Consider the following 19,275-nt stretch of genomic DNA (forward strand, 5'->3'; position numbering starts at 1 on the left):
GGTTATTCTCCCCGTGAGTCAGCGTTATCTTTCTTCTGCTGACGCCCCAGTTCACGAACCGCCATCACGCTGACACCGGCAACCAGTCCTACTACGCCGCCAAGCAGCCCAATCGCTCCGGCAGAAACATTGCCGCCTTCTTTCATATTGACGTCAGGTTTCTCGGAACGTGGCGTTTGGTTTTCTACATGAGCAAGCTGGTGAATACCTTTATGGAAACCGACGCCTTCTTCGTTACAGCCGTAGCAAGGGTGACCGATAGCCACCGGCCACACGCCACCAACATCGCAGAATTGCAGCGTTGAACAGTTACCGTAGGTTTCTGGTCCTTTACAGCCCAGATGGTAGAGGCACCAACCTTCACGGTGGCCTTCATCGCCAAACTCTTTCGCAAAACGGCCAGCATCGAAGTGCGGGCGACGTTCGCAGTGTTCGTGAATCAAACGGCCATAGGCGAATGTCGGACGGTTTTTGGTATCCAGCTTCGGCGGCTTACCGTAAGTGATGATATGCGCGACCGTTGCAAGGAAGTTATGTGGGTTCGGCGGACAGCCGGGGATGTTGATAATGGTTTTGCCTGGCAGAACTTCCTGCAAGCCGACTGCACCCGTTGGGTTAACGCCAGCGGCAGCAACACCACCCCACGCGGCGCAAGAACCGATGGCAATGATAGCGGCAGCGCCTTCAGCGGCCCGGCGGATGTGATCCACGATCGGCTCACCGGCAACCATGCAATAAATACCATTATCTTTTAGTGGGATAGAACCATCTACAACCAAAACATATTGCCCTTTGTACTTCTCCAGAGCGTTATGTTTATTCTCTTCAACCTGGTGGCCGAAGGCGGCAGAGAGTACCTCATGGTATTCGAGAGAGATGGTCTCCAGAACGAGGTTTTCCACTGTAGGGTGTGTCGCGCGAAGCAGCGATTCAGTACAACCCGTACACTCCTGAGCACCAATCCAGATAACTGGTGGGCGCTGAGGACGAGAAACTGATTCGGCCATTTCTGCGGCGGCTTTGCTACTGAGCCCCATGGTAGCGGCCAGTGCTGCACAAAGCTTCATGAAATCACGGCGATTGATGCCGTTCGAATTGATGAGAGAGTTATCTCCAGTCATTTTATAGTTATTCCGTTGCGAAGACCTGGCTTTTTATTTTGCACCATTCGCATGTTGCATATTGCGATCGGCGCGCCATTTACCACACTTTTTATATGGTTATGTGCGATATATTACTTCGACGGAGCAACAAAACGAAGGTGTTGGTCAATAGTGTAATTAATTAAAGCAACGGAATACCCCTTTCGGATCAAGCTTCGAGCCGATAGCCAGCCATGAAAAACCGAATTGTCGTACTGGACTGGTTCTCTTTAAAGAAATCCATCACCATCTCTTTATCCAGGCCATAGCGGCGCGTGAGGATGCCCGCCTCCCACGCGCTAAGCTGCCGATCGCCCGTTTTTTCAAACATACGATGTGAAAATCCCAGTATAAAACCGCGTTTATAATCAGCACAAAAATTGGCCACCATACGGGCGCTATCCGCGCTTGACGCGTTTAATCCGGCCATCAGACCTTTTCCAAAATGATTGTCCATGCGTAACCCCCAATCGCTATATAATAAATTATATAGCGATTTTTTAAGCAAAGGCCAGAGGTTTCACGTACTTTTTTGCGCCTGCTTAAAAGGACACCCACTCGTCCGTTTTGGCGGCCGCAGACGTTTTGCTGTCTGCTGAAGGGGAAGTGGTATTCGCAGCAGCGTATTGCACATCATTCGCAGACAGGCGGAACTGTTGCACCGAGCGTTGCAGCTCTTCCGTTTGTCGTTCCAGCGCCACAGCCGCGGCAGAGACTTGCTCAACCAATGCAGCGTTCTGTTGCGTGACGCTATCCATCTGGGTGATCGCCACACTCACCTGCGAGATGCCCTTGTTCTGTTCTTCCGAGGCAGAGGCAATTTGTTTCATGATAACGGTCACTTCGGTGGCACCGCGGAGAATTGCCTCCATGGTTAATCCCGTCTCTTTAACCAGACGAGCGCCCTGATCGACACGACGCGACGATTCGCCAATCAGCGTCTCAATTTCTTTCGCCGCTCCGGCGCTCCGGCTGGCAAGGTTACGTACTTCACCAGCAACGACGGCAAAACCACGTCCCTGCTCGCCCGCTCTGGCAGCTTCAACTGCGGCGTTAAGCGCCAGAATGTTGGTCTGGAAAGCAATACTGTTAATAACAGACGTAATTTCGGCGATCTGTTTCGAGCTGGCGGCAATGCCATCCATCGTCTCAACCACTTCAGAAACCAGCGTGCTGCCTTTACCTGCCGTCTCTGTCGCCGTATCGGCAAGCTGGCTGGCCTCACGCGCATTTTCGGCGTTAAGTTTTACCGTGGCGGTCAGTTGCTCCATGCTGGCAGCGGTCTCTTCCAGCGCCGCAGCCTGCTCTTCAGTACGTGAGGAGAGATCGTTATTACCGGTGGAAATTTCCGTAGCTCCTCGCCAGATGTTGTCACTACCTGAACGAATGGTACTGACGGCTTCGCGCAGGCTGTCCTGCATCGCGCATAGTAACGGCACCAGTTGGCCCACGCAGTTACGCCCAAAATCTTCAATAGGATGGCTGAGATCGCCCTGCGCAATCTGTTGGAACTGCTGACGGATGCGTCCCAGAGGTTTCACCATCATGGCGACGAGGTAACGGTCGGTAAAGAACAGTAGGGCAATACCGAGGATCACGGCAGTAATAATTAACGTCCGGATGATAGACGTTTTGCCATCGACCATAACACGGGTGGTATCAAGCCGCTCTCCTGCCGTGGCGTTAAAACGTTCGGCACTGGCGCCAAATTCACGGCTCAGCGCTGGCGTTATGGTGCTGGCATGTTCCGCAAAGGCCGTGAGCGTGCCCTGCTTTGCCAGCTGCATTTGCGGGATCACGCCATTGTCCAGCAGCGTCTGCCACTTCGTCAGTACCGCCGCGGCAACTTCCGGATCCATGGGGCCTGGAGACAATGTTTTCATCTCCTGGAGTTTTTTGCTCATGTTCTCAAGGGACTGCTGCGCCGGCGCAAAATCAGGCGTTCCGCCACTCATTTTGACGTCCATGGCGCGACTTAACCGCGTAACGAAGCGAAAGTACTGATCGTTCCCCTGACTGAGCACCGTCATCTGATGGACGAGATGACGGTCAATATCATTGCCTTCAGATATTTTTGATAAAGAATGAAGACTGAATAAACCCACGCCCGACCAGAGCAGGCAAAAAAGTCCCAGTATTGCCAACATGACAATACGAATAGTGAAGTTTTTCAGCAAACGCATAATAATTTCCTTGCCATTGATGAGGAATTCGCCATCAGGCGATACTTATCCTTGTTATCGGCAGGCAACAGAGAAGATATAATGCGTTCTTTATTTTTTTACTTTCTTAAGTACATTCAATATCTATTTACACTATATCAACATGAATGCTAATGAAATTAGCTAGCATTACTATTCAGATGATTAGCCTAAATCATTTAATAATCCTTTGTTTTATATCGTAAATATTCATTAAACCATGTAAGAGTGCGTTTCCAGGATAAATCAGCAGCAGTCTTATCATAACGTGGTGTCGAATCATTATGAAAACCATGATTAACGCCGGGATAGATATATGCCTCATAGACTCTCTTATTGGCCTTGAGTGCCTCCTCATAAGCAGGTCCCCTCATTAATTTGGATACCGTCATAGTAATCGAGTAACTCTTGTGGAAGGTCTTTCGCAGTTAAACGCGGCATGGCAGCGCTCCTGATTGATGTTTTTATACGCAAAACACAGTGGTCTGTTTTTACCCAGTTTTTCATCCCAGTGTGACCTGGTGAACGGGATCTTCAGCGGGAACCCGCTAGAATAGAAACGTTGTTTCGAAATTCACCTGCACTAAGGAGATCTCATGGCCTGGTTTGCCAATCCTGAACGTTACGAGCAGATGCTCTATCGTTACTGTGGGCGCAGCGGTTTGCGTTTACCCGCGCTATCGCTGGGTTTATGGCACAGTTTTGGGCACGTTCAGGCGCTGGATTCACAGCGCGCCCTGCTGCGTAAAGCATTTGATTTAGGCATCACGCATTTTGATTTAGCCAATAACTATGGACCGCCTCCGGGCAGCGCAGAAGAGAATTTTGGCCGATTACTGCGCGAGGATTTTGCACAATATCGTGATGAGCTGATCATCTCCAGCAAAGCAGGCTATGACATGTGGCCAGGTCCATACGGTTCTGGCGGTTCGCGCAAATACCTGCTCGCCAGCCTCGACCAGAGCCTGAAACGCATGGGCCTCGACTATGTCGATATCTTCTACTCACACCGCGTTGACGAAAATACGCCAATGGAAGAGACCGCCTCAGCCCTGGCCCATGCGGTGCAAAGCGGTAAAGCGCTGTATGTCGGTATCTCATCCTATTCCCCGGAGCGTACGCAGAAAATGGCCGAGCTGATGCGGGAGTGGAAAATTCCGTTGCTGATCCACCAGCCTTCTTACAACCTGCTTAACCGCTGGGTAGACAGTAGCGGTTTGCTGGATACACTGGAATCCAACGGCATGGGCTGTATCGCATTTACGCCGTTGGCCCAGGGGCTGCTGACGGGGAAATACCTCAACGGCATTCCGGAAGGTTCACGCATGCAACGTGAAGGGAAAAAAGCCCGTGGGCTGACGGAAAACATGCTGACGGAAGAAAATCTTACCAGCCTGCGTTTGCTCAATGAGATGGCGCAACAGCGAGGGCAGTCGATGGCGCAAATGGCCTTAAGCTGGCTGCTGAAAGACAACCGGGTGACTTCGGTGTTAATTGGCGCCAGCCGGCCGGAGCAATTGGAGGAAAACGTTCAGGCGTTGGCGAACCTGACGTTCAGTGCCGAAGAACTGGCGCAGATCGATAAGCACGTCGCAGACGGTAAGCTGAACCTGTGGCAGGCCTCATCGGACAAATAGCTGTTTATCACTCCGTGCCGGAAGGTGTCGTTAACCTCCCCGGCACGTAATGCAGACCCGACAGTCCCCTCACACTTCTTCCGCGTTGATCTCCGGGCGTTGATACTCCGGCCAGACCAGCGCGACAAGTGCAGGATAAGCCTCAAGACTGAACTCCCTGAAGCACTGACGCAGGTTGAGCACGTCCAGGTCAGCATGCGGGACCTTCTCACCGCTCAAACAGCGTTTTTTAATATTGTCGTAATATTTATACACCGCAGAGTTGAGGTCGCTGCAACGCCGCTGTGCATCAAATAATCCAGGAATCTCATTCAACTCCACCATTGTCATCCGTTTGATCGTGGAGTGGATAAAATCGATATATTCGTGATTAACGCGCCAATACCAGACTGGGGTAATCGAATTCATCAATACCGAGAAATGGTCCTCGCCTTCTTCTTTACTCAGCATTTCCGGCTGGTTTTCAGAATGTCCATTTTCTGCATATCGGTTTTTATTTGCACTGCGCATAAAAAAAAGCACCCCGCAGGTCAGCAATAGCAGGGTTATAACAGAATAAAATATACTGTTCATATACTGGCTCCATTTTTTTTGATTTTAAAATTACGCCATGCTATTGTCAACGCGGCCTGATTTATTTAAAACAACATATCATTGGCATCAAAGGATATTTCAACATGCTTCCCGAGCATCTTGTTCCCTCGCATTTTCACTTATCCAGTCCATCTACCAATACTGAACCCGTAGATAATAGTGAAAATTTGAATCAGGGAAAGAGAACGTTAAGCGATTACGAACCCGATATTTTGATTAGCGCTACAGCTACCGGTCAGGCACGCAATATGTTATTTGAAGAGTGTGATCGTCATTTAAAAGAGCGTTTGTTTCGTGCCGCGAAAATTGAGTCATTCACTCGCTTGCTCAATTCACTACAAGCAGAAGGCGACATTAACGCTCAAGAATTAAGTAAAATTTTGTCCACAAAAACAGCTATCATAAATGAGCAAGGTAATAAAATTTGGCTTAATTTAATCACACGTGAAACCAGCGATCCTATTTTTTATTCTCTGGAAAAGAAATAAAATGAAAGATATTGAGGATAATAATGTTTATTTGGCTTTAGATGACCATAAAAGCGATGAGTTTGTCTTAAAGCAAAATTTAGCCGTGTTGATTGCCAATAAAAACGCGACGCTGGAAAGCGTCGCTCAGGAGATTGTTTCTATCCCCGCCGCGCTGGTACGAATGAAATGGCAAAATCGCCGTGAGATTTATGCGCTACAAGCTAAAGAAGAGATCTACGGCGCCGCCATTGAGGCCATTATGGAGCAGCAACCGGAACTGCGGGACAAAATAATGACCCGGCTGGAAAGCGCATATCAGCATATTCTCAGGCGAGAAACAGCCACCCTTCGCCTGACGTGTAAACTGTCTGAAGGCAACTACGAGCCAACCAGGATAACGACAGTCGCCCTGGATGAAGACAGATAAGGGCGAGTGGAGAACGTTGAATCAGGAGCTGCAGGCCGGGTAAGGCGCCCCCCCACCCGGCAATGAGGATTACTTCGCTTTTACAGTCTCTTCACCAACCAGACCAATCTTCAGGAACCCCGCCTGATGCAAAGCATCCATAACCTTCATCATGGTTTCATAATCGACGGTTTTATCCGCACGGAAGAAGATCGTAGTGTCTTTCTTGCCATCAGTCAGCGTATTTAACTCGCTAATCATGGTATCGTCCGTCACCTGGTTGTTGCCAATAAACATACTCTTATCGGCTTTCACAGACAGGTAAACCGGTTTTTCCGGACGCGGTTGCGGTGTGCTGGTGGAAGCAGGGAGATTCACCTTCACATCCACCGTTGCCAACGGCGCAGCCACCATAAAGATGATCAATAAAACCAACATAACGTCGATAAACGGCGTCACGTTTATTTCATGCATTTCACCGTTATCGTCCAGGTTTTCATTAAAGCTCATTGCCATGGAACATTATCCTACACGTAATTTCTGCGCAGCACGTACCGGATGCGCGGATGCGCTAGCGTTCAGGTCGAGATCGCGACTTTGCAGCAACAGCACCTGCGCCGCGACATCGCCCAGCATCGCTTTATAGCTGCCAATCTGACGTGCGAAAACGTTATAGATAACAACTGCAGGAATTGCTGCAACCAGACCAATCGCGGTGGCTAACAGCGCTTCTGCGATACCCGGCGCAACAACGGCCAGGTTGGTCGTTTGGGTTTGCGCGATCCCGATGAAGCTATTCATGATGCCCCATACCGTACCGAACAGCCCCACGAACGGAGAGATAGCCCCGATGGTCGCCAGGTATCCGTTACCGCGCCCCATATGACGCCCTACCGCCGCGACGCGACGCTCCAGACGGAAACCAGTACGTTCTTTAATACCTTCGTTGTCGTCGCTACCTTCAGACAGTTCCAGCTCATTCTGCGCCTCGTTAATCAACAGCGCGCCCAGGCTTTTGCCATCGAATCCTGCGGCAATCTCACTTGCCTGGTCTAAAGAGCGAGCATCCACCAGCAGTTGCTGCTCGCGCTTAAGGCGGCGTTTCTGAGTAAAGAACTCAAGGCTCTTACTAAAGAAAATTGCCCAGGTGACCACTGACGCCAAAATCAGCCCAATCATCACGCACTTAACCACGATATCGGCGTGCTGATACATACCCCAGACGGAAAGGTCCGTCTGCATCAAATTATTACCCACTCTGTATCTCCAGGACGCAAGTCACAAAATCTGTGCGTAATGATATCAAAACGACGTCGAATTGATAGTCGTTCTCATTACTATTTACATAGTGCCGCACCTTTGGTTTCTTTTCCTTGCGCTTACGCAGTAAAAAAGTCACCAGACGCAGTTTGAGATTATTTTCTACTGTATGCCTGTTCTGCGGGATGCGTCATCTTTGATTCATGGTAGTTTAGACATCCAGACGTATAAAAACAGGTCAAACAACATGGCAGATAAACAACTTGAAACCAAACTTGTGCATGCAGGGCGCAGTAAAAAGTACACGCTGGGCTCGGTAAATAGCGTGATCCAGCGCGCTTCTTCGCTGGTTTTTGACACCTTAGAGGCCAAAAAACAGGCTACCCATAACCGGGCTAACGGCGCACTTTTTTACGGACGTCGCGGAACCCTGACGCATTTCTCCCTGCAGGAGGCGATGTGTGAACTGGAAGGCGGGGCAGGTTGCGCCTTATTCCCCTGCGGCGCGGCAGCCGTGGCAAACACCATCCTCGCTTTTGTGGAGCAAGGCGATCATGTGCTGATGACCAACACCGCCTATGAACCCAGCCAGGATTTCTGCACAAAAATTCTCGGCAAGCTTGGCGTGTCCACCGGCTGGTTCGATCCGCTGGTTGGCGCCGATATAGTGAAGCACATGCAGCCGAACACCAAAGTCGTATTTTTGGAATCGCCTGGCTCTGTCACCATGGAAGTGCATGATGTTCCGGCTATTGTTGCCGCCGTCAGAAGCGTTGCACCTGACGCGATCATCATGATTGATAACACCTGGGCTGCCGGGGTGCTGTTCAAAGCGCTGGATTTTGGCATCGATGTTTCTATTCAGGCTGGCACCAAATATCTGATTGGTCATTCCGATGGCATGGTCGGCACGGCGGTATCCAATGCCCGCTGCTGGGATCAACTGCGCGAAAATGCGTATCTGATGGGACAAATGTTGGATGCCGATACTGCCTATATGACCAGCCGTGGACTGCGTACGCTGAGCGTACGCCTGCGTCAGCATCATGAAAGCAGCGTAAAGGTTGCCGAATGCCTGGCCAGCCATCCGCAGGTCGCCCGCGTGAACCACCCAGCGCTACCCGGCAGTAAGGGTCACGAATTCTGGAAGCGTGATTTCACCGGCAGCAGCGGTCTGTTCTCGTTCGTATTGAATAAGAAACTCAATCATGAGGAGCTGAGCGCGTATATGGATCACTTCAACCTGTTCAGCATGGCTTACTCCTGGGGCGGCTTTGAGTCGTTGATTCTCGCTAATCAGCCGGAGCACATTGCGGCAATTCGTCCACAAGGCGAGGTGGACTTCAGTGGAACGCTCATCCGTCTGCATATCGGTTTAGAGAATGTTGACGATCTGATTGCCGATTTAGCCGCAGGATTTGCCCGAATCGAGTAAAATTGCCATAGATGGACATATATGCAGACACTTCTGGTGGAAAAGTCTGCAATTGTTGCGTCCGGGATCAAGGCATACCGGACAATTCAGGAGTACAATCCACACATAAACGCTGTTCCACAGGAAAGTCCATGGTAGTCATTCAAGATATTGTCTCCGCGCTCTGGCAACACGATTTTGCCGCGCTGGCGGATCCACACGTTGTGAGCGTGGTGTACTTCGTTATGTTCGCCACACTGTTTTTAGAAAATGGCCTGCTGCCCGCCTCCTTTTTACCCGGAGACAGCCTGTTATTGCTGGCAGGTGCACTGATCGCTCAGGACGTGATGAGTTTTTTACCTACCATAGCTATTCTGACCGCCGCAGCCAGTCTGGGCTGCTGGCTGAGCTACATTCAGGGACGATGGCTGGGCAACACGCGGACGGTAAAAGGCTGGCTGGCGCAATTACCTGAAAAGTATCATCAGCGTGCCACTTGTATGTTTGATCAACATGGGTTGATGGCGCTGCTGGCCGGACGCTTTCTGGCATTCGTTCGTACCCTGCTGCCAACAATGGCGGGTATTTCAGGGCTTCCTAATCGTCGATTCCAGTTTTTTAACTGGCTGAGCGGACTGCTGTGGGTCACGGTCGTCACCGGCTTCGGCTATGCGCTGAGCATGATCCCGTTCGTCAAACGCCATGAAGATCAGGTGATGACCTTTTTAATGATCCTGCCGATTGCCCTGTTAACCGCAGGTCTGTTGGGAACGCTGTTCGTGGTGATTAAAAAAAAATACTGTAGCGCCTGAATCGCATCCGTAGGCCGGATAATCTCCGGCATTTCGCCTTATAGCACGCAGCTTTAAGGCGTACGGTGTACCTGTCAGGCCGACAAGAAGTCAACTCCCCTGCATCATTCTTATTCTGGCCGCATCCTCTCCCGGCGTTACGCCAAAGAAACGTTTAAACTCACGACTGAATTGCGATGCGCTCTCATAGCCGACACGCATGGCGGCCGCGCTGGCCTTCATTCCGTCGTGGATCATCATCATCCGTGCTTTATGCAGCCGATAACTCTTGAGATATTGCAGCGGCGATGTGCTGGTCACCGCTTTAAAATTATGATGAAACGCCGACACGCTCATGTTCGCTTCTGCCGCCAGCTGTTCTACATTGAGGTTTTCGGTGTATTTGGTTTCTATTCGCTTCAACACCCGGCTTATCAAACTGAAATGCGTCTGGCGACTAACCAGCGCAAGTAACGCGCCGCCACGCGGCCCGGTCAGCACATGGTAGAGGATCTCGCGAATGATCTGTTTTCCCAGAATACGCGCATCCAGCGGCCGTTCCATCACATCCAGCAGACGCTCAGCGGCACAGAGAATTTCGTCAGAGAGCGTCGCGGAGTTGATCCCGCTGGCCGCCATGGCGGGCTGGAACAGCTCGTCTTCCCCAATGTCCATCAACAGCTCCTGCAATTGCAGAATATCGACATTCAGGTAAATACCGGCCAGTGGAACCTCCGGCGTCGCATACGTTTCACATTCAAAGGGTAAAGGTACTGTCAGCAACAGATATTCGTTGGCGTCATAACGAAATACGCGTTCATTGATATAACCAATTTTATGCCCCGAAAAGAGAAATATGATGCCAGGCTGATACATCACCGGTGTACGCGCCGCCGGCTCAGTACCGTGGAGCAGACGAACATCTGGCAGCAGTTCGCTGAGTTTATTTTCATTATTTTTCAACTGCTTAATTTTATCTGTCAGCAGAAGGCAGATCTCATCACGGTTCATAGAGCACCAGTTCATCATCGGTTTGTAACCCTGCCATAATGCGCAGATTTATACTTTTTCTCCAGTCGTCTGTAGAAATGGGCAAGGCATCGGCAGAAATGAGCATTGAGAGCTACGCGACTGACGACCACAATGTTCATCATCCGGCAGATACTCTCCTGCCCTCTTTTTTACCCACATAAGGGAACGAGCAATGAACAATTTTAATCTCCATACCCCAACCCGCATTCTGTTTGGTAAAGGCGCAATTGCACAGTTGCGCGATCAAATCCCTCAGGACGCTCGCGTACTGGTTACCTACGGCGGCGGCAGCGTGAAAAAAACCGGCGTTCTGGCACAGGTTCAGGACGCGCTAAAAGGTCTGGACGTGATTGAGTTTGGCGGTATTGAGCCGAACCCGTCTTATGAAACGCTAATGAACGCGGTAAAAATCGTACGTGATGAGAAAGTGACGTTCCTGCTGGCGGTGGGCGGTGGTTCAGTGCTGGATGGCACCAAATTCATCGCGGCTGCGGCACAGTACGCGGACGGCGTTGATCCATGGCGTATTCTGGAAACCCACGGTAATGACGTAAAAAGCGCCATCCCGATGGGCTCCGTATTAACCCTGCCAGCTACCGGCTCTGAATCTAACTCCGGTGCGGTAATTTCACGTAAAACAACTGGCGATAAACTGGCCTTTATGACCCCGTTTGTGCAGCCGGTATTTGCCGTGCTGGATCCGGTTTACACCTATACACTGCCGCCGCGTCAGGTTGCTAACGGTGTCGTGGATGCGTTCGTTCATACCGTTGAGCAGTATGTGACCTATCCGGTCGACGGGAAAATTCAGGATCGCTTTGCCGAAGGCATTCTGCTGACGCTTATCGAAGAAGGCCCGAAAGCATTGCAGGAGCCGGAAAATTACAACGTCCGTGCAAACGTCATGTGGGCGGCAACCCAGGCACTCAACGGCCTGATTGGTGCAGGCGTACCGCAGGACTGGGCAACGCATATGCTGGGTCACGAACTGACCGCAATGCATGGTCTCGATCATGCCCAAACGTTGGCCATCGTTCTGCCTGCGCTGTGGAATGAAAAACGCGATGCCAAGCGAGCCAAACTGCTGCAGTATGCTGAACGCGTGTGGAATATCACCGAAGGAAGCGATGACCAGCGCATCGATGCCGCCATTGCAGCAACCCGCGCTTTCTTCGAGCAAATGGGCGTACCGACTCGCCTGTCTGACTACGGTCTGGACGGCAGTTCTATCCCGGCGTTACTGGAAAAACTGGAAGCCCATGGGAATACGAAACTGGGAGAACATCAGGACATTACGCTCGACGTCAGCCGTCGGATTTACGAAGCTGCCCGCTAAGGTTTTTTGACCTCCACCTTTCGTTTTTGGGTATTTATACCAGGCTTAAGTCACACCTATGTCACCGGAGTATGTTCCGGTGACAGACATTAAGGGGGGAATTATGACCACTCCAACCATTATAAAACTACAGGATGGCAACGTCATGCCACAACTGGGCCTGGGGGTCTGGAAGGCAAGCAACGAAGAAGTCATCACCGCCATTCATAAAGCGCTGGAAGTGGGGTATCGCTCAATCGATACCGCGGCAGCGTACAAAAATGAAGAAGGTGTCGGCAAAGCAATACGCGATGCAGGCGTGCCGCGGGAAGCGTTATTCATTACCACTAAGCTGTGGAATGATGACCAGAAACGCCCCCGGGAAGCCTTACTCGAAAGCATGGAGAAACTCCAGCTTGATTACCTCGATCTGTACCTGATGCATTGGCCCGTTCCGGCGATCGACCACTACGTTGAAGCGTGGGAAAGCATGATCGACCTGCAAAAAGAAGGGCTGATTAAGAGCATCGGCGTGTGCAACTTTCAGATAAACCATCTCCAGCGGCTAATGGATGAAACCGGCGTACCTCCGGTGATTAATCAGATAGAACTTCACCCGCTCATGCAACAACGCCAACTGCACGCCTGGAACGCCACACATAAAATCCAGACCGAATCCTGGAGTCCACTGGCGCAGGGCGGCAAAGATGTCTTCGATCAAAAGATAATCCGTGACCTCGCAGAGAAATATGGCAAATCACCCGCGCAGATTGTCATCCGCTGGCATCTGGATAGCGGCCTGGTGGTGATTCCGAAATCGGTCACTCCTGCGCGTATCGTAGAAAACTTTAACGTCTGGGACTTCCGCCTGGATAAAGATGAATTAGGCGAAATCGCGAAACTCGATCAGGGTAAACGTCTGGGACCCGATCCAGACCAGTTCGGCGGTTAACCCCTTCCTTCCAGCCCGACACTCTCGTCGGGCCTTTTCTGATTTGAAATATCAGGAAACAATTCACACACATATATTGATGTATTTCTTGCAATCCCTGGAGCAGCATTACGCAACATAACCTGTTAATTATTCAGTAAATATATTCATGATATGAATATATTTATAACACCTATAGGTGCGTAACCGTGACTGAGAAAAAAAGCAATAGTGTCAAATGGATCCCATTGATTCTTATAACACTCATTTCCGCTGGACTGTGGCAGCTTACCCCGCCGACAGGGCTAAGTACGCCAGCCTGGCATTCAGCAATTATCTTCGTCGCCACCATCGCCTCTATCGTGGCGAAAGTGTTACCCATCGGCGCAGTCGGCATTATTGGAATTACGGTTTTTGCACTCGCCTATGCTGCCGGAGATAAAACCGCCAGCGGCGCTATCACCACAGCGCTAAGCGAACTGAACAGTTCGCTTATCTGGCTTATCGTCGTCGCTTTTATGATTGCCCGCGGGTTTATCAAAACAGGCCTCGGACGACGTATTGCGCTGCAGATGATCCGTTTGCTTGGCAAACGCACTCTCGGACTCGCCTACGGTCTGGCCTTTGCCGATCTGATTCTATCCCCCGCAATGCCGAGCAATACGGCACGCTGCGGCGGCGTCATCTACCCCATTGCCGACTCCCTGGCGCGCAGTTTTCATTCGAATCCGGAAGATGAGTCCCGCAGTAAAATCGGTACCTTTCTTATCACCTGTATTGGCAACGTCAACGACGTTACTGCCGCACTATTTATGACCGGCTACACTGGCAATCTGTTAGCGGTGAAGCTGGCGGCCAATGCGGGCGTCACGCTGACCTGGGGCGGCTGGTTCATGGCGGCGCTGCTGCCTTGCCTGGTCTCCTTACTGCTGGTTCCATTGCTGGTCTACTGGATTGTACGCCCGGAAATTAAACACACACCAGATGCCCCGAATCTGGCGCGTAAAGAGCTGGTGGAAATGGGTCGGATGTCTCGTGGGGAATGGCTGATGCTGGCTACCGTCGGCGTGCTGCTGGTGCTGTGGATTTTTGGCGATACGTTAGGCGTCGACGCCACCACTGCCTCGTTCGTGGGACTGTCTATTTTATTACTAAGCGGTGTTCTGAGCTGGGAAGACGTCAAAAGTGAAAAAGGCGCTTGGGACACACTGATTTGGTTTGCCGCGCTGCTGATGATGGCAAACCAGCTGAAAAAACTGGGTTTTACCACCTGGTTTGGCAATCTGATCGGTGACAGCCTGAGCAGCACCATGCACGGTACCAGTTGGGTAATCGTCCTGCTGCTGCTGAACGCCGCCTATTTCTATACTCACTACTTTTTTGCCAGCGGCAATGCACAGATTGCCGCGCTGTACGCCGTTTTCCTCGGCGTCGGTCTGCATTTGAACATCCCCGCTGCCCCCACGGCGCTAATGCTGGCCTTCACCAGCAGTTTGTACTGCTCGCTCACCCAGTACACCCACGCTCGCGGTCCAATCCTGTTTGGTGCAGGGTACGTTCCAACGGGCGTCTGGTGGCGCACAGGCTTTATCATCAGCCTGTTTAACCAGGCGGTGTTTATCACCGTGGGGTTGATGTGGTGGAAGGTATTGGGTCTGTACTAAACTGACTGCGTCCTGACGACATACCTTACTGCGGAGAAAAGGAATGACCTGTATTTTCTGTCAAATAGTTGAAGGCAAAGCCCCCTGCCATAAGGTCTGGGAAGACGAGCACCATCTGGCTTTTCTGTCTATTTTCCCGAACACTGACGGTTTTACCGTGGTGATCCCGAAAAAGCATTACCCCAGCTATGCCTTCGATATGCCGCCGCAGGCGTTGGCTGACCTGATGATGGCAACCCAAAAAGTGGCTAAGAAACTGGATAAGGCTTTCCCGGATGTCAGTCGTACGGGGATGTTCTTCGAAGGTTTCGGCGTAGACCATGTGCACAGCAAATTAAGCCCTATGCACGGTACTGGCGATCTCCCCCACTGGAAACCGATTGAGTCGCGGCAGACCAAATTTTTCGAGCAGTATGAAGGCTATCTGTCATCACACGACCACGAACGAGCGGATGATGCAAAACTGGCCGCATTAGCGGCCAGAATTCGTGAGGCATAACGTTGGATGTGATTGCCGGGTAAAGCATTTGTACCTTATCCGGCATTCAATCTGGCATTAACGCCCCGCAACTTTGCCGCGTTTTTTGTTCGCGGCAGGCGTCTGGCGCTGATGAGCCACTGGCGTATGCTTGGTCAACGCAGGACGGGTATGACGGTTCTGGCGACGTGCTTCACGCATCTCTTCCAGCGTAGGCGCCGGAACCAGACATTCACGACGACCGCCGATCAGATGCTTTTTACCCATGTCTTCCAGCGCCTGGCGGATTAACGGCCAGTTAGCTGGATCGTGGTAACGCAGCAGGGCTTTATGCAAACGGCGCTGCTTATCGCCTTTCGGCACCACCACATCTTCACTCTTATAACCAATTTTACCCAGCGGGTTTTTCCCGGTGTAATACATGGTTGTGGAGTTCGCCAGCGGCGATGGATAGAAGTTCTGCACCTGATCCAGACGGAAACGACGTTGTTTCAGCCACAGCGCCAGATTCACCATATCCTCGTCACGCGTACCCGGGTGCGCGGAGATGAAGTATGGGATCAGGTATTGCTCTTTACCCGCCTGTTTAGAGTAGGTATCGAACAGCTCCTTAAAGCGATCGTAGCTGCCCATCCCCGGCTTCATCATCTTCGACAGCGGGCCTTCTTCAGTATGCTCTGGCGCAATCTTCAGATAGCCGCCAACGTGGTGGGTCGCCAGCTCTTTGATATAGCGCGGATCTTCAACCGCGATGTCATAGCGCACACCGGAAGCAATGAGGATCTTTTTAATGCCTTTCAAATCACGCGCCCGGCGATAAAGGTTAATCGTCGGTTCGTGGTTGGTATCCATATGCGGACAGATATCCGGGTAAACGCAGGACAGACGACGGCAGGTCTGCTCAGCACGCGGTGACTTACAGCGCAACATATACATGTTCGCCGTTGGGCCACCGAGATCGGAAATCACGCCGGTAAAGCCCGGAACGGTGTCGCGAATGGCTTCGATCTCATTGATTATCGAATCTTCAGAGCGGCTCTGGATGATGCGGCCTTCGTGCTCAGTGATCGAACAGAACGAACAGCCGCCAAAGCAGCCACGCATAATGTTGATCGAGAAACGGATCATCTCGTAGGCCGGAATGCGACTATCGCCATACGCCGGGTGCGGCACGCGCTTGTACGGCAGCGCAAAGACGCTGTCCATCTCTTCGGTAGAAAGCGGAATAGCTGGCGGGTTAATCCAGATGTAGCGATCGCCATGCTTTTGCATCAGCGCACGCGCGCAGCCTGGGTTGGTTTCGTGGTGCAGGATACGCGACGCATGCGCATACAGCACTTTGTCACCCTTCACTTTTTCGAAAGATGGCAGCAGCACGTAGGTTTTTTCCCACGGTTTCGGGCGCGGCGGCTGTACCGTTACCGCTTTCGCTTCCTGCTTTTTCGGGGCGACCGGTTTGTTGTCGGCACACGGCAGATCTTCGCCGTACGGATGCGGGATCGGGTCAATTTTGCCCGGCGTGTCGAGGCGCGTGGAATCCACCCCACTCCAGCCCGGTAGTGCTTCTTTAACCATAATCGCAGTGTTACGCACGTCGCGGATCTGATCGATGGTTTCCCCCATCGCCAGACGATGCGCCACTTCCACCAGCGGGCGCTCACCGTTACCAAACATCAGCATGTCGGCTTTTGAATCCACCAGCACGGAGCGACGAACGGTATCAGACCAGTAGTCGTAGTGCGCGGTACGGCGCAGACTGGCCTCAATACCACCGAGAATAACCGGCACATCTTTCCATGCTTCTTTACAGCGCTGGGTATAGACCAGCGTGGCACGGTCCGGGCGTTTGCCCGCCACGTTGTCTGGCGTATAGGCATCGTCATGGCGCAGTCGGCGATCGGCCGTATAACGGTTGATCATCGAGTCCATATTGCCTGCGGTTACACCAAAGAACAGGTTCGGTTTACCCAAACGCATAAAATCGTCTTTGTTGTTCCACTCCGGCTGGGCGATAATCCCAACACGAAAGCCCTGAGCTTCCAGCATACGGCCGCAAATTGCCATGCCAAAGCTGGGGTGATCGACGTAGGCATCGCCGGTAACCAGAATGATGTCGCAGCTATCCCAGCCAAGTTGGTCCATTTCGTCGCGTGACATCGGCAAAAACGGTGCCGGGCCAAAACAGGCAGCCCAGTACTGCGGCCAGGAGAAAAGGTCTCTGTCCGGCTGGATCAGGGATATTGCGCTCATAGTGCTTCCAAAAATGGTAAAAAAATAATCAAAGGCCGGGGATTATACGCTGTATGTCGGCAAGAAATGAAGTGGAGTCTGAACCAGACGAGTAGAAAGATTTATAAATTGTTAAATTTTACGCAGCCCATTTTGATCCATCATTATTAACGCCATGCCGACCAACTGAGGTCACTCTTTTTTGGCGGGGGATTTTTCATTGCGACTCAACGATTCACTGCATATTTCCCAGTTACGGGTGGTTGTTCACCTGTGCGGATTTCTGGTTCTTCTCTACAGCTTCTCCATGCTGCCACCGATGACCATTGCTTTGTTAAACAAAGAGCGGAGCTTTTTCGCTTTTTTCAGCACGTTTATGACCTTCTTTACCCTCGGCGGCGGCGCATGGCTGGCAACCAAGCATGCGGGTATTCAACTACGAACCCGGGATGGCTTCGTCATTATCGTTCTGTTCTGGCTGCTGTTTTCGTTTATCAGCGCGATGCCGATGTGGATGGACGACGGCTTAAATCTCTCTTTTGCCGATGCCCTGTTTGAAGGGGTTTCCGGTATAACCACCACGGGTGCAACGGTGATTCACGACGTCAGCGCGTTGCCGAAATCGTATCTCTACTATCGGGCCCAGCTCAATTTTATTGGCGGACTGGGGGTTATTGTCCTCGCCGTGGCGGTATTACCGCTTTTGGGTATCGGCGGCATGAAGCTGTATCAGTCTGAAATGCCGGGGCCCTTTAAAGAAGAACGCCTCACGCCAAGACTTGCCGATACTGCACGTACGCTGTGGCTGACCTATGTCATTTTGGGTCTAATCTGTACTCTGGCCTACTGGGCAGCCGGGATGTCGTTTTTCGACGCCTTGTGCCATGGGCTGTCGACGGTCTCCCTCGGCGGTTTTTCCACGCGCAGTGAGAGTATCGGCTTCTATGACAGCCATGCGATTGAGCTGGTCGCTGGGGTGTTTTCCCTGTTGTCTGCTTTTAACTTCACCCTCTGGTACGTGGCTATTGCGAAACGTACCTTCAAACCCTTTCGTCGCAATGCCGAACTGCGTTTCTTTCTGCTTATTGCGCTGGTTGTCACCGTGATCGCCACCTGGCAGGTCTGGCGGGCGGGCATGTATGGGATAACGGACAGTCTGGTGCATGCCTTTTTTCTCGCCAGCTCCATGCTGACGGATAATGGCCTGTCCACGGCGGATTACGCGCAGTGGCCCTCGCATACCATCTTTATGCTGCTCAGCGCCAGTTTCTTCGGCGGTTGCGTGGGCTCGACCTGCGGTGGGATTAAGGTGCTGCGCTTTTTAATTATGTTCAAGCAGTGCCGTCAGGAGCTACACCAACTCGCACATCCTCGCGCTTTACTGAATATCAAAGTGGGTAATAGCGTGGTAAGCGACCGCGTGGTGCGTTCGGTATGGAGCTTCTTCTTTCTTTACGTTTTGTTCACCAGCTTTTTTATCTGGGCGCTCAATCTGATGGGCTACGATCTTTTCTCCTCTTTTGCCACCGTCGCCGCCTGCATCAACAACATGGGTCTGGGATTTGGCGTCACCGCAACGACATTTGGTACTTTGAACGATGAAGCAAAACTGCTGATGTGCGCGGCCATGATCCTGGGGCGTCTGGAGATTTACCCCATTCTAATCCTGTTCTCGCGCATGTTCTGGCGGGCGTAACGGAAATCCCGGCGC

General features: G+C 51.6%; 18 protein-coding genes and 1 pseudogene. 10 read left to right on the forward strand and 9 right to left on the reverse strand.

The window, feature by feature from the left end; translation table 11 throughout:
• Window positions 1-2: 2 nt before the first annotated feature.
• The 4 genes and pseudogenes from hybO to On2M_RS20300 all read right to left on the reverse strand — a co-directional run.
• Window positions 3-1,121, reverse strand: coding sequence for a hydrogenase 2 small subunit (gene hybO, locus On2M_RS20285; protein WP_040233985.1), 1,119 nt, complete (start codon window positions 1,119-1,121; stop codon window positions 3-5).
• 190 nt (window positions 1,122-1,311) lie between these two features.
• A complete protein-coding gene (locus tag On2M_RS20290) occupies window positions 1,312-1,599 on the reverse strand; it encodes a DUF2623 family protein (RefSeq protein ID WP_151224347.1) in 288 nt (95 codons plus the stop codon).
• 85 nt (window positions 1,600-1,684) lie between these two features.
• A complete protein-coding gene (locus On2M_RS20295; protein WP_210905370.1) occupies window positions 1,685-3,325 on the reverse strand; it encodes a methyl-accepting chemotaxis protein in 1,641 nt (546 codons plus the stop codon).
• Between the two features lie 197 nt (window positions 3,326-3,522).
• A pseudogene (locus tag On2M_RS20300) lies at window positions 3,523-3,748 on the reverse strand (dienelactone hydrolase family protein); the annotation flags it as partial.
• 191 nt (window positions 3,749-3,939) lie between these two features.
• On the opposite strand from On2M_RS20300, the gene On2M_RS20305 reads away from it, so the two are divergent.
• Window positions 3,940-4,980, forward strand: a complete 1,041-nt coding sequence (locus On2M_RS20305; protein ID WP_187253250.1) for an aldo/keto reductase — start codon at window positions 3,940-3,942, stop codon at window positions 4,978-4,980.
• Window positions 4,981-5,049: 69 nt separating this feature from the next.
• On the opposite strand, the gene On2M_RS20310 is transcribed toward On2M_RS20305, so the two are convergent.
• A complete protein-coding gene (locus tag On2M_RS20310; protein ID WP_187259008.1) occupies window positions 5,050-5,553 on the reverse strand; it encodes an RNA helicase in 504 nt (167 codons plus the stop codon).
• 104 nt (window positions 5,554-5,657) lie between these two features.
• On the opposite strand from On2M_RS20310, the gene On2M_RS20315 reads away from it, so the two are divergent.
• On the forward strand, window positions 5,658-6,062 hold the full coding sequence (locus tag On2M_RS20315; protein WP_187253251.1) for a hypothetical protein: 405 nt from the start codon (window positions 5,658-5,660) through the stop codon (window positions 6,060-6,062).
• Between the two features lies 1 nt (window position 6,063).
• Entirely contained in the window at window positions 6,064-6,471 is a 408-nt protein-coding gene (locus On2M_RS20320; RefSeq protein ID WP_210905371.1) for a cytoplasmic protein, read from the forward strand.
• Window positions 6,472-6,540: 69 nt separating this feature from the next.
• On the opposite strand, the gene exbD is transcribed toward On2M_RS20320, so the two are convergent.
• Window positions 6,541-6,966: a TonB system transport protein ExbD gene (gene exbD / locus On2M_RS20325; RefSeq protein ID WP_151217715.1), complete on the reverse strand. Its 426-nt coding sequence runs from the start codon at window positions 6,964-6,966 to the stop codon at window positions 6,541-6,543.
• 6 nt (window positions 6,967-6,972) lie between these two features.
• Complete coding sequence (gene exbB / locus On2M_RS20330; RefSeq protein ID WP_151217716.1) at window positions 6,973-7,707, reverse strand: tol-pal system-associated acyl-CoA thioesterase; 735 nt, start codon at window positions 7,705-7,707, stop codon at window positions 6,973-6,975.
• A 250-nt stretch (window positions 7,708-7,957) separates the two neighbouring features.
• Here exbB and metC point away from each other — a divergent pair, with 250 nt between their 5' ends.
• The gene (gene metC / locus On2M_RS20335) at window positions 7,958-9,145 is read left to right on the forward strand and encodes a cystathionine beta-lyase (protein ID WP_210905372.1); all 1,188 of its coding nucleotides are present in this window, start codon (window positions 7,958-7,960) and stop codon (window positions 9,143-9,145) included.
• Window positions 9,146-9,276: 131 nt separating this feature from the next.
• Window positions 9,277-9,936, forward strand: coding sequence for a DedA family general envelope maintenance protein YghB (gene yghB, locus On2M_RS20340; RefSeq protein ID WP_187253254.1), 660 nt, complete (start codon window positions 9,277-9,279; stop codon window positions 9,934-9,936).
• 90 nt (window positions 9,937-10,026) lie between these two features.
• On the opposite strand, the gene On2M_RS20345 is transcribed toward yghB, so the two are convergent.
• Complete coding sequence (locus tag On2M_RS20345; RefSeq protein WP_029139662.1) at window positions 10,027-10,926, reverse strand: AraC family transcriptional regulator; 900 nt, start codon at window positions 10,924-10,926, stop codon at window positions 10,027-10,029.
• A gap of 193 nt (window positions 10,927-11,119) precedes the next feature.
• On the opposite strand from On2M_RS20345, the gene yqhD reads away from it, so the two are divergent.
• The 4 genes from yqhD (at window position 11,120) to On2M_RS20365 (ending at window position 15,356) form a co-directional block, all read left to right on the forward strand.
• A complete protein-coding gene (yqhD, locus tag On2M_RS20350; protein ID WP_151217719.1) occupies window positions 11,120-12,283 on the forward strand; it encodes an alcohol dehydrogenase in 1,164 nt (387 codons plus the stop codon).
• 103 nt (window positions 12,284-12,386) lie between these two features.
• Window positions 12,387-13,214 (forward strand): 2,5-didehydrogluconate reductase DkgA, encoded by an 828-nt coding sequence (dkgA, locus tag On2M_RS20355; RefSeq protein WP_151217720.1) that lies wholly within the window; start codon window positions 12,387-12,389, stop codon window positions 13,212-13,214.
• 188 nt (window positions 13,215-13,402) lie between these two features.
• On the forward strand, window positions 13,403-14,857 hold the full coding sequence (locus On2M_RS20360; RefSeq protein WP_210905373.1) for a DASS family sodium-coupled anion symporter: 1,455 nt from the start codon (window positions 13,403-13,405) through the stop codon (window positions 14,855-14,857).
• A 43-nt stretch (window positions 14,858-14,900) separates the two neighbouring features.
• The gene (locus On2M_RS20365) at window positions 14,901-15,356 is read left to right on the forward strand and encodes an HIT family protein (protein ID WP_151217721.1); all 456 of its coding nucleotides are present in this window, start codon (window positions 14,901-14,903) and stop codon (window positions 15,354-15,356) included.
• Between the two features lie 57 nt (window positions 15,357-15,413).
• Here the strand turns inward: On2M_RS20365 and On2M_RS20370 are convergent, their stop codons facing one another.
• On the reverse strand, window positions 15,414-17,585 hold the full coding sequence (locus On2M_RS20370; protein ID WP_003024532.1) for a YgiQ family radical SAM protein: 2,172 nt from the start codon (window positions 17,583-17,585) through the stop codon (window positions 15,414-15,416).
• A gap of 199 nt (window positions 17,586-17,784) precedes the next feature.
• Between On2M_RS20370 and On2M_RS20375 the strand changes: the two genes are divergently transcribed.
• Window positions 17,785-19,260: a TrkH family potassium uptake protein gene (locus On2M_RS20375; protein ID WP_151224351.1), complete on the forward strand. Its 1,476-nt coding sequence runs from the start codon at window positions 17,785-17,787 to the stop codon at window positions 19,258-19,260.
• The last annotated feature ends 15 nt before the right edge of the window (window positions 19,261-19,275 follow it).

It is taken from the genome of Citrobacter sp. On2M (assembly GCF_018035235.1).
Taxonomy (GTDB): domain Bacteria; phylum Pseudomonadota; class Gammaproteobacteria; order Enterobacterales; family Enterobacteriaceae; genus Citrobacter; species Citrobacter meridianamericanus.

What these genes read in the sequence shown, in the direction of transcription:
- On2M_RS20370 (WP_003024532.1), bottom strand. Translation starts at nt 17,585, where the DNA reads ATGAGCGCAATATCCCTGATCCAGCCGGACAGAGACCTTTTCTCCTGG.
- dkgA (WP_151217720.1), top strand. Translation starts at nt 12,387, where the DNA reads ATGACCACTCCAACCATTATAAAACTACAGGATGGCAACGTCATGCCA.
- yghB (WP_187253254.1), top strand. Translation starts at nt 9,277, where the DNA reads ATGGTAGTCATTCAAGATATTGTCTCCGCGCTCTGGCAACACGATTTT.
- On2M_RS20315 (WP_187253251.1), top strand. Translation starts at nt 5,658, where the DNA reads ATGCTTCCCGAGCATCTTGTTCCCTCGCATTTTCACTTATCCAGTCCA.
- On2M_RS20345 (WP_029139662.1), bottom strand. Translation starts at nt 10,926, where the DNA reads ATGAACCGTGATGAGATCTGCCTTCTGCTGACAGATAAAATTAAGCAG.
- On2M_RS20310 (WP_187259008.1), bottom strand. Translation starts at nt 5,553, where the DNA reads ATGAACAGTATATTTTATTCTGTTATAACCCTGCTATTGCTGACCTGC.
- exbD (WP_151217715.1), bottom strand. Translation starts at nt 6,966, where the DNA reads ATGGCAATGAGCTTTAATGAAAACCTGGACGATAACGGTGAAATGCAT.
- On2M_RS20365 (WP_151217721.1), top strand. Translation starts at nt 14,901, where the DNA reads ATGACCTGTATTTTCTGTCAAATAGTTGAAGGCAAAGCCCCCTGCCAT.
- On2M_RS20295 (WP_210905370.1), bottom strand. Translation starts at nt 3,325, where the DNA reads ATGCGTTTGCTGAAAAACTTCACTATTCGTATTGTCATGTTGGCAATA.
- On2M_RS20290 (WP_151224347.1), bottom strand. Translation starts at nt 1,599, where the DNA reads ATGGACAATCATTTTGGAAAAGGTCTGATGGCCGGATTAAACGCGTCA.
- On2M_RS20305 (WP_187253250.1), top strand. Translation starts at nt 3,940, where the DNA reads ATGGCCTGGTTTGCCAATCCTGAACGTTACGAGCAGATGCTCTATCGT.
- On2M_RS20320 (WP_210905371.1), top strand. Translation starts at nt 6,064, where the DNA reads ATGAAAGATATTGAGGATAATAATGTTTATTTGGCTTTAGATGACCAT.
- metC (WP_210905372.1), top strand. Translation starts at nt 7,958, where the DNA reads ATGGCAGATAAACAACTTGAAACCAAACTTGTGCATGCAGGGCGCAGT.
- yqhD (WP_151217719.1), top strand. Translation starts at nt 11,120, where the DNA reads ATGAACAATTTTAATCTCCATACCCCAACCCGCATTCTGTTTGGTAAA.
- hybO (WP_040233985.1), bottom strand. Translation starts at nt 1,121, where the DNA reads ATGACTGGAGATAACTCTCTCATCAATTCGAACGGCATCAATCGCCGT.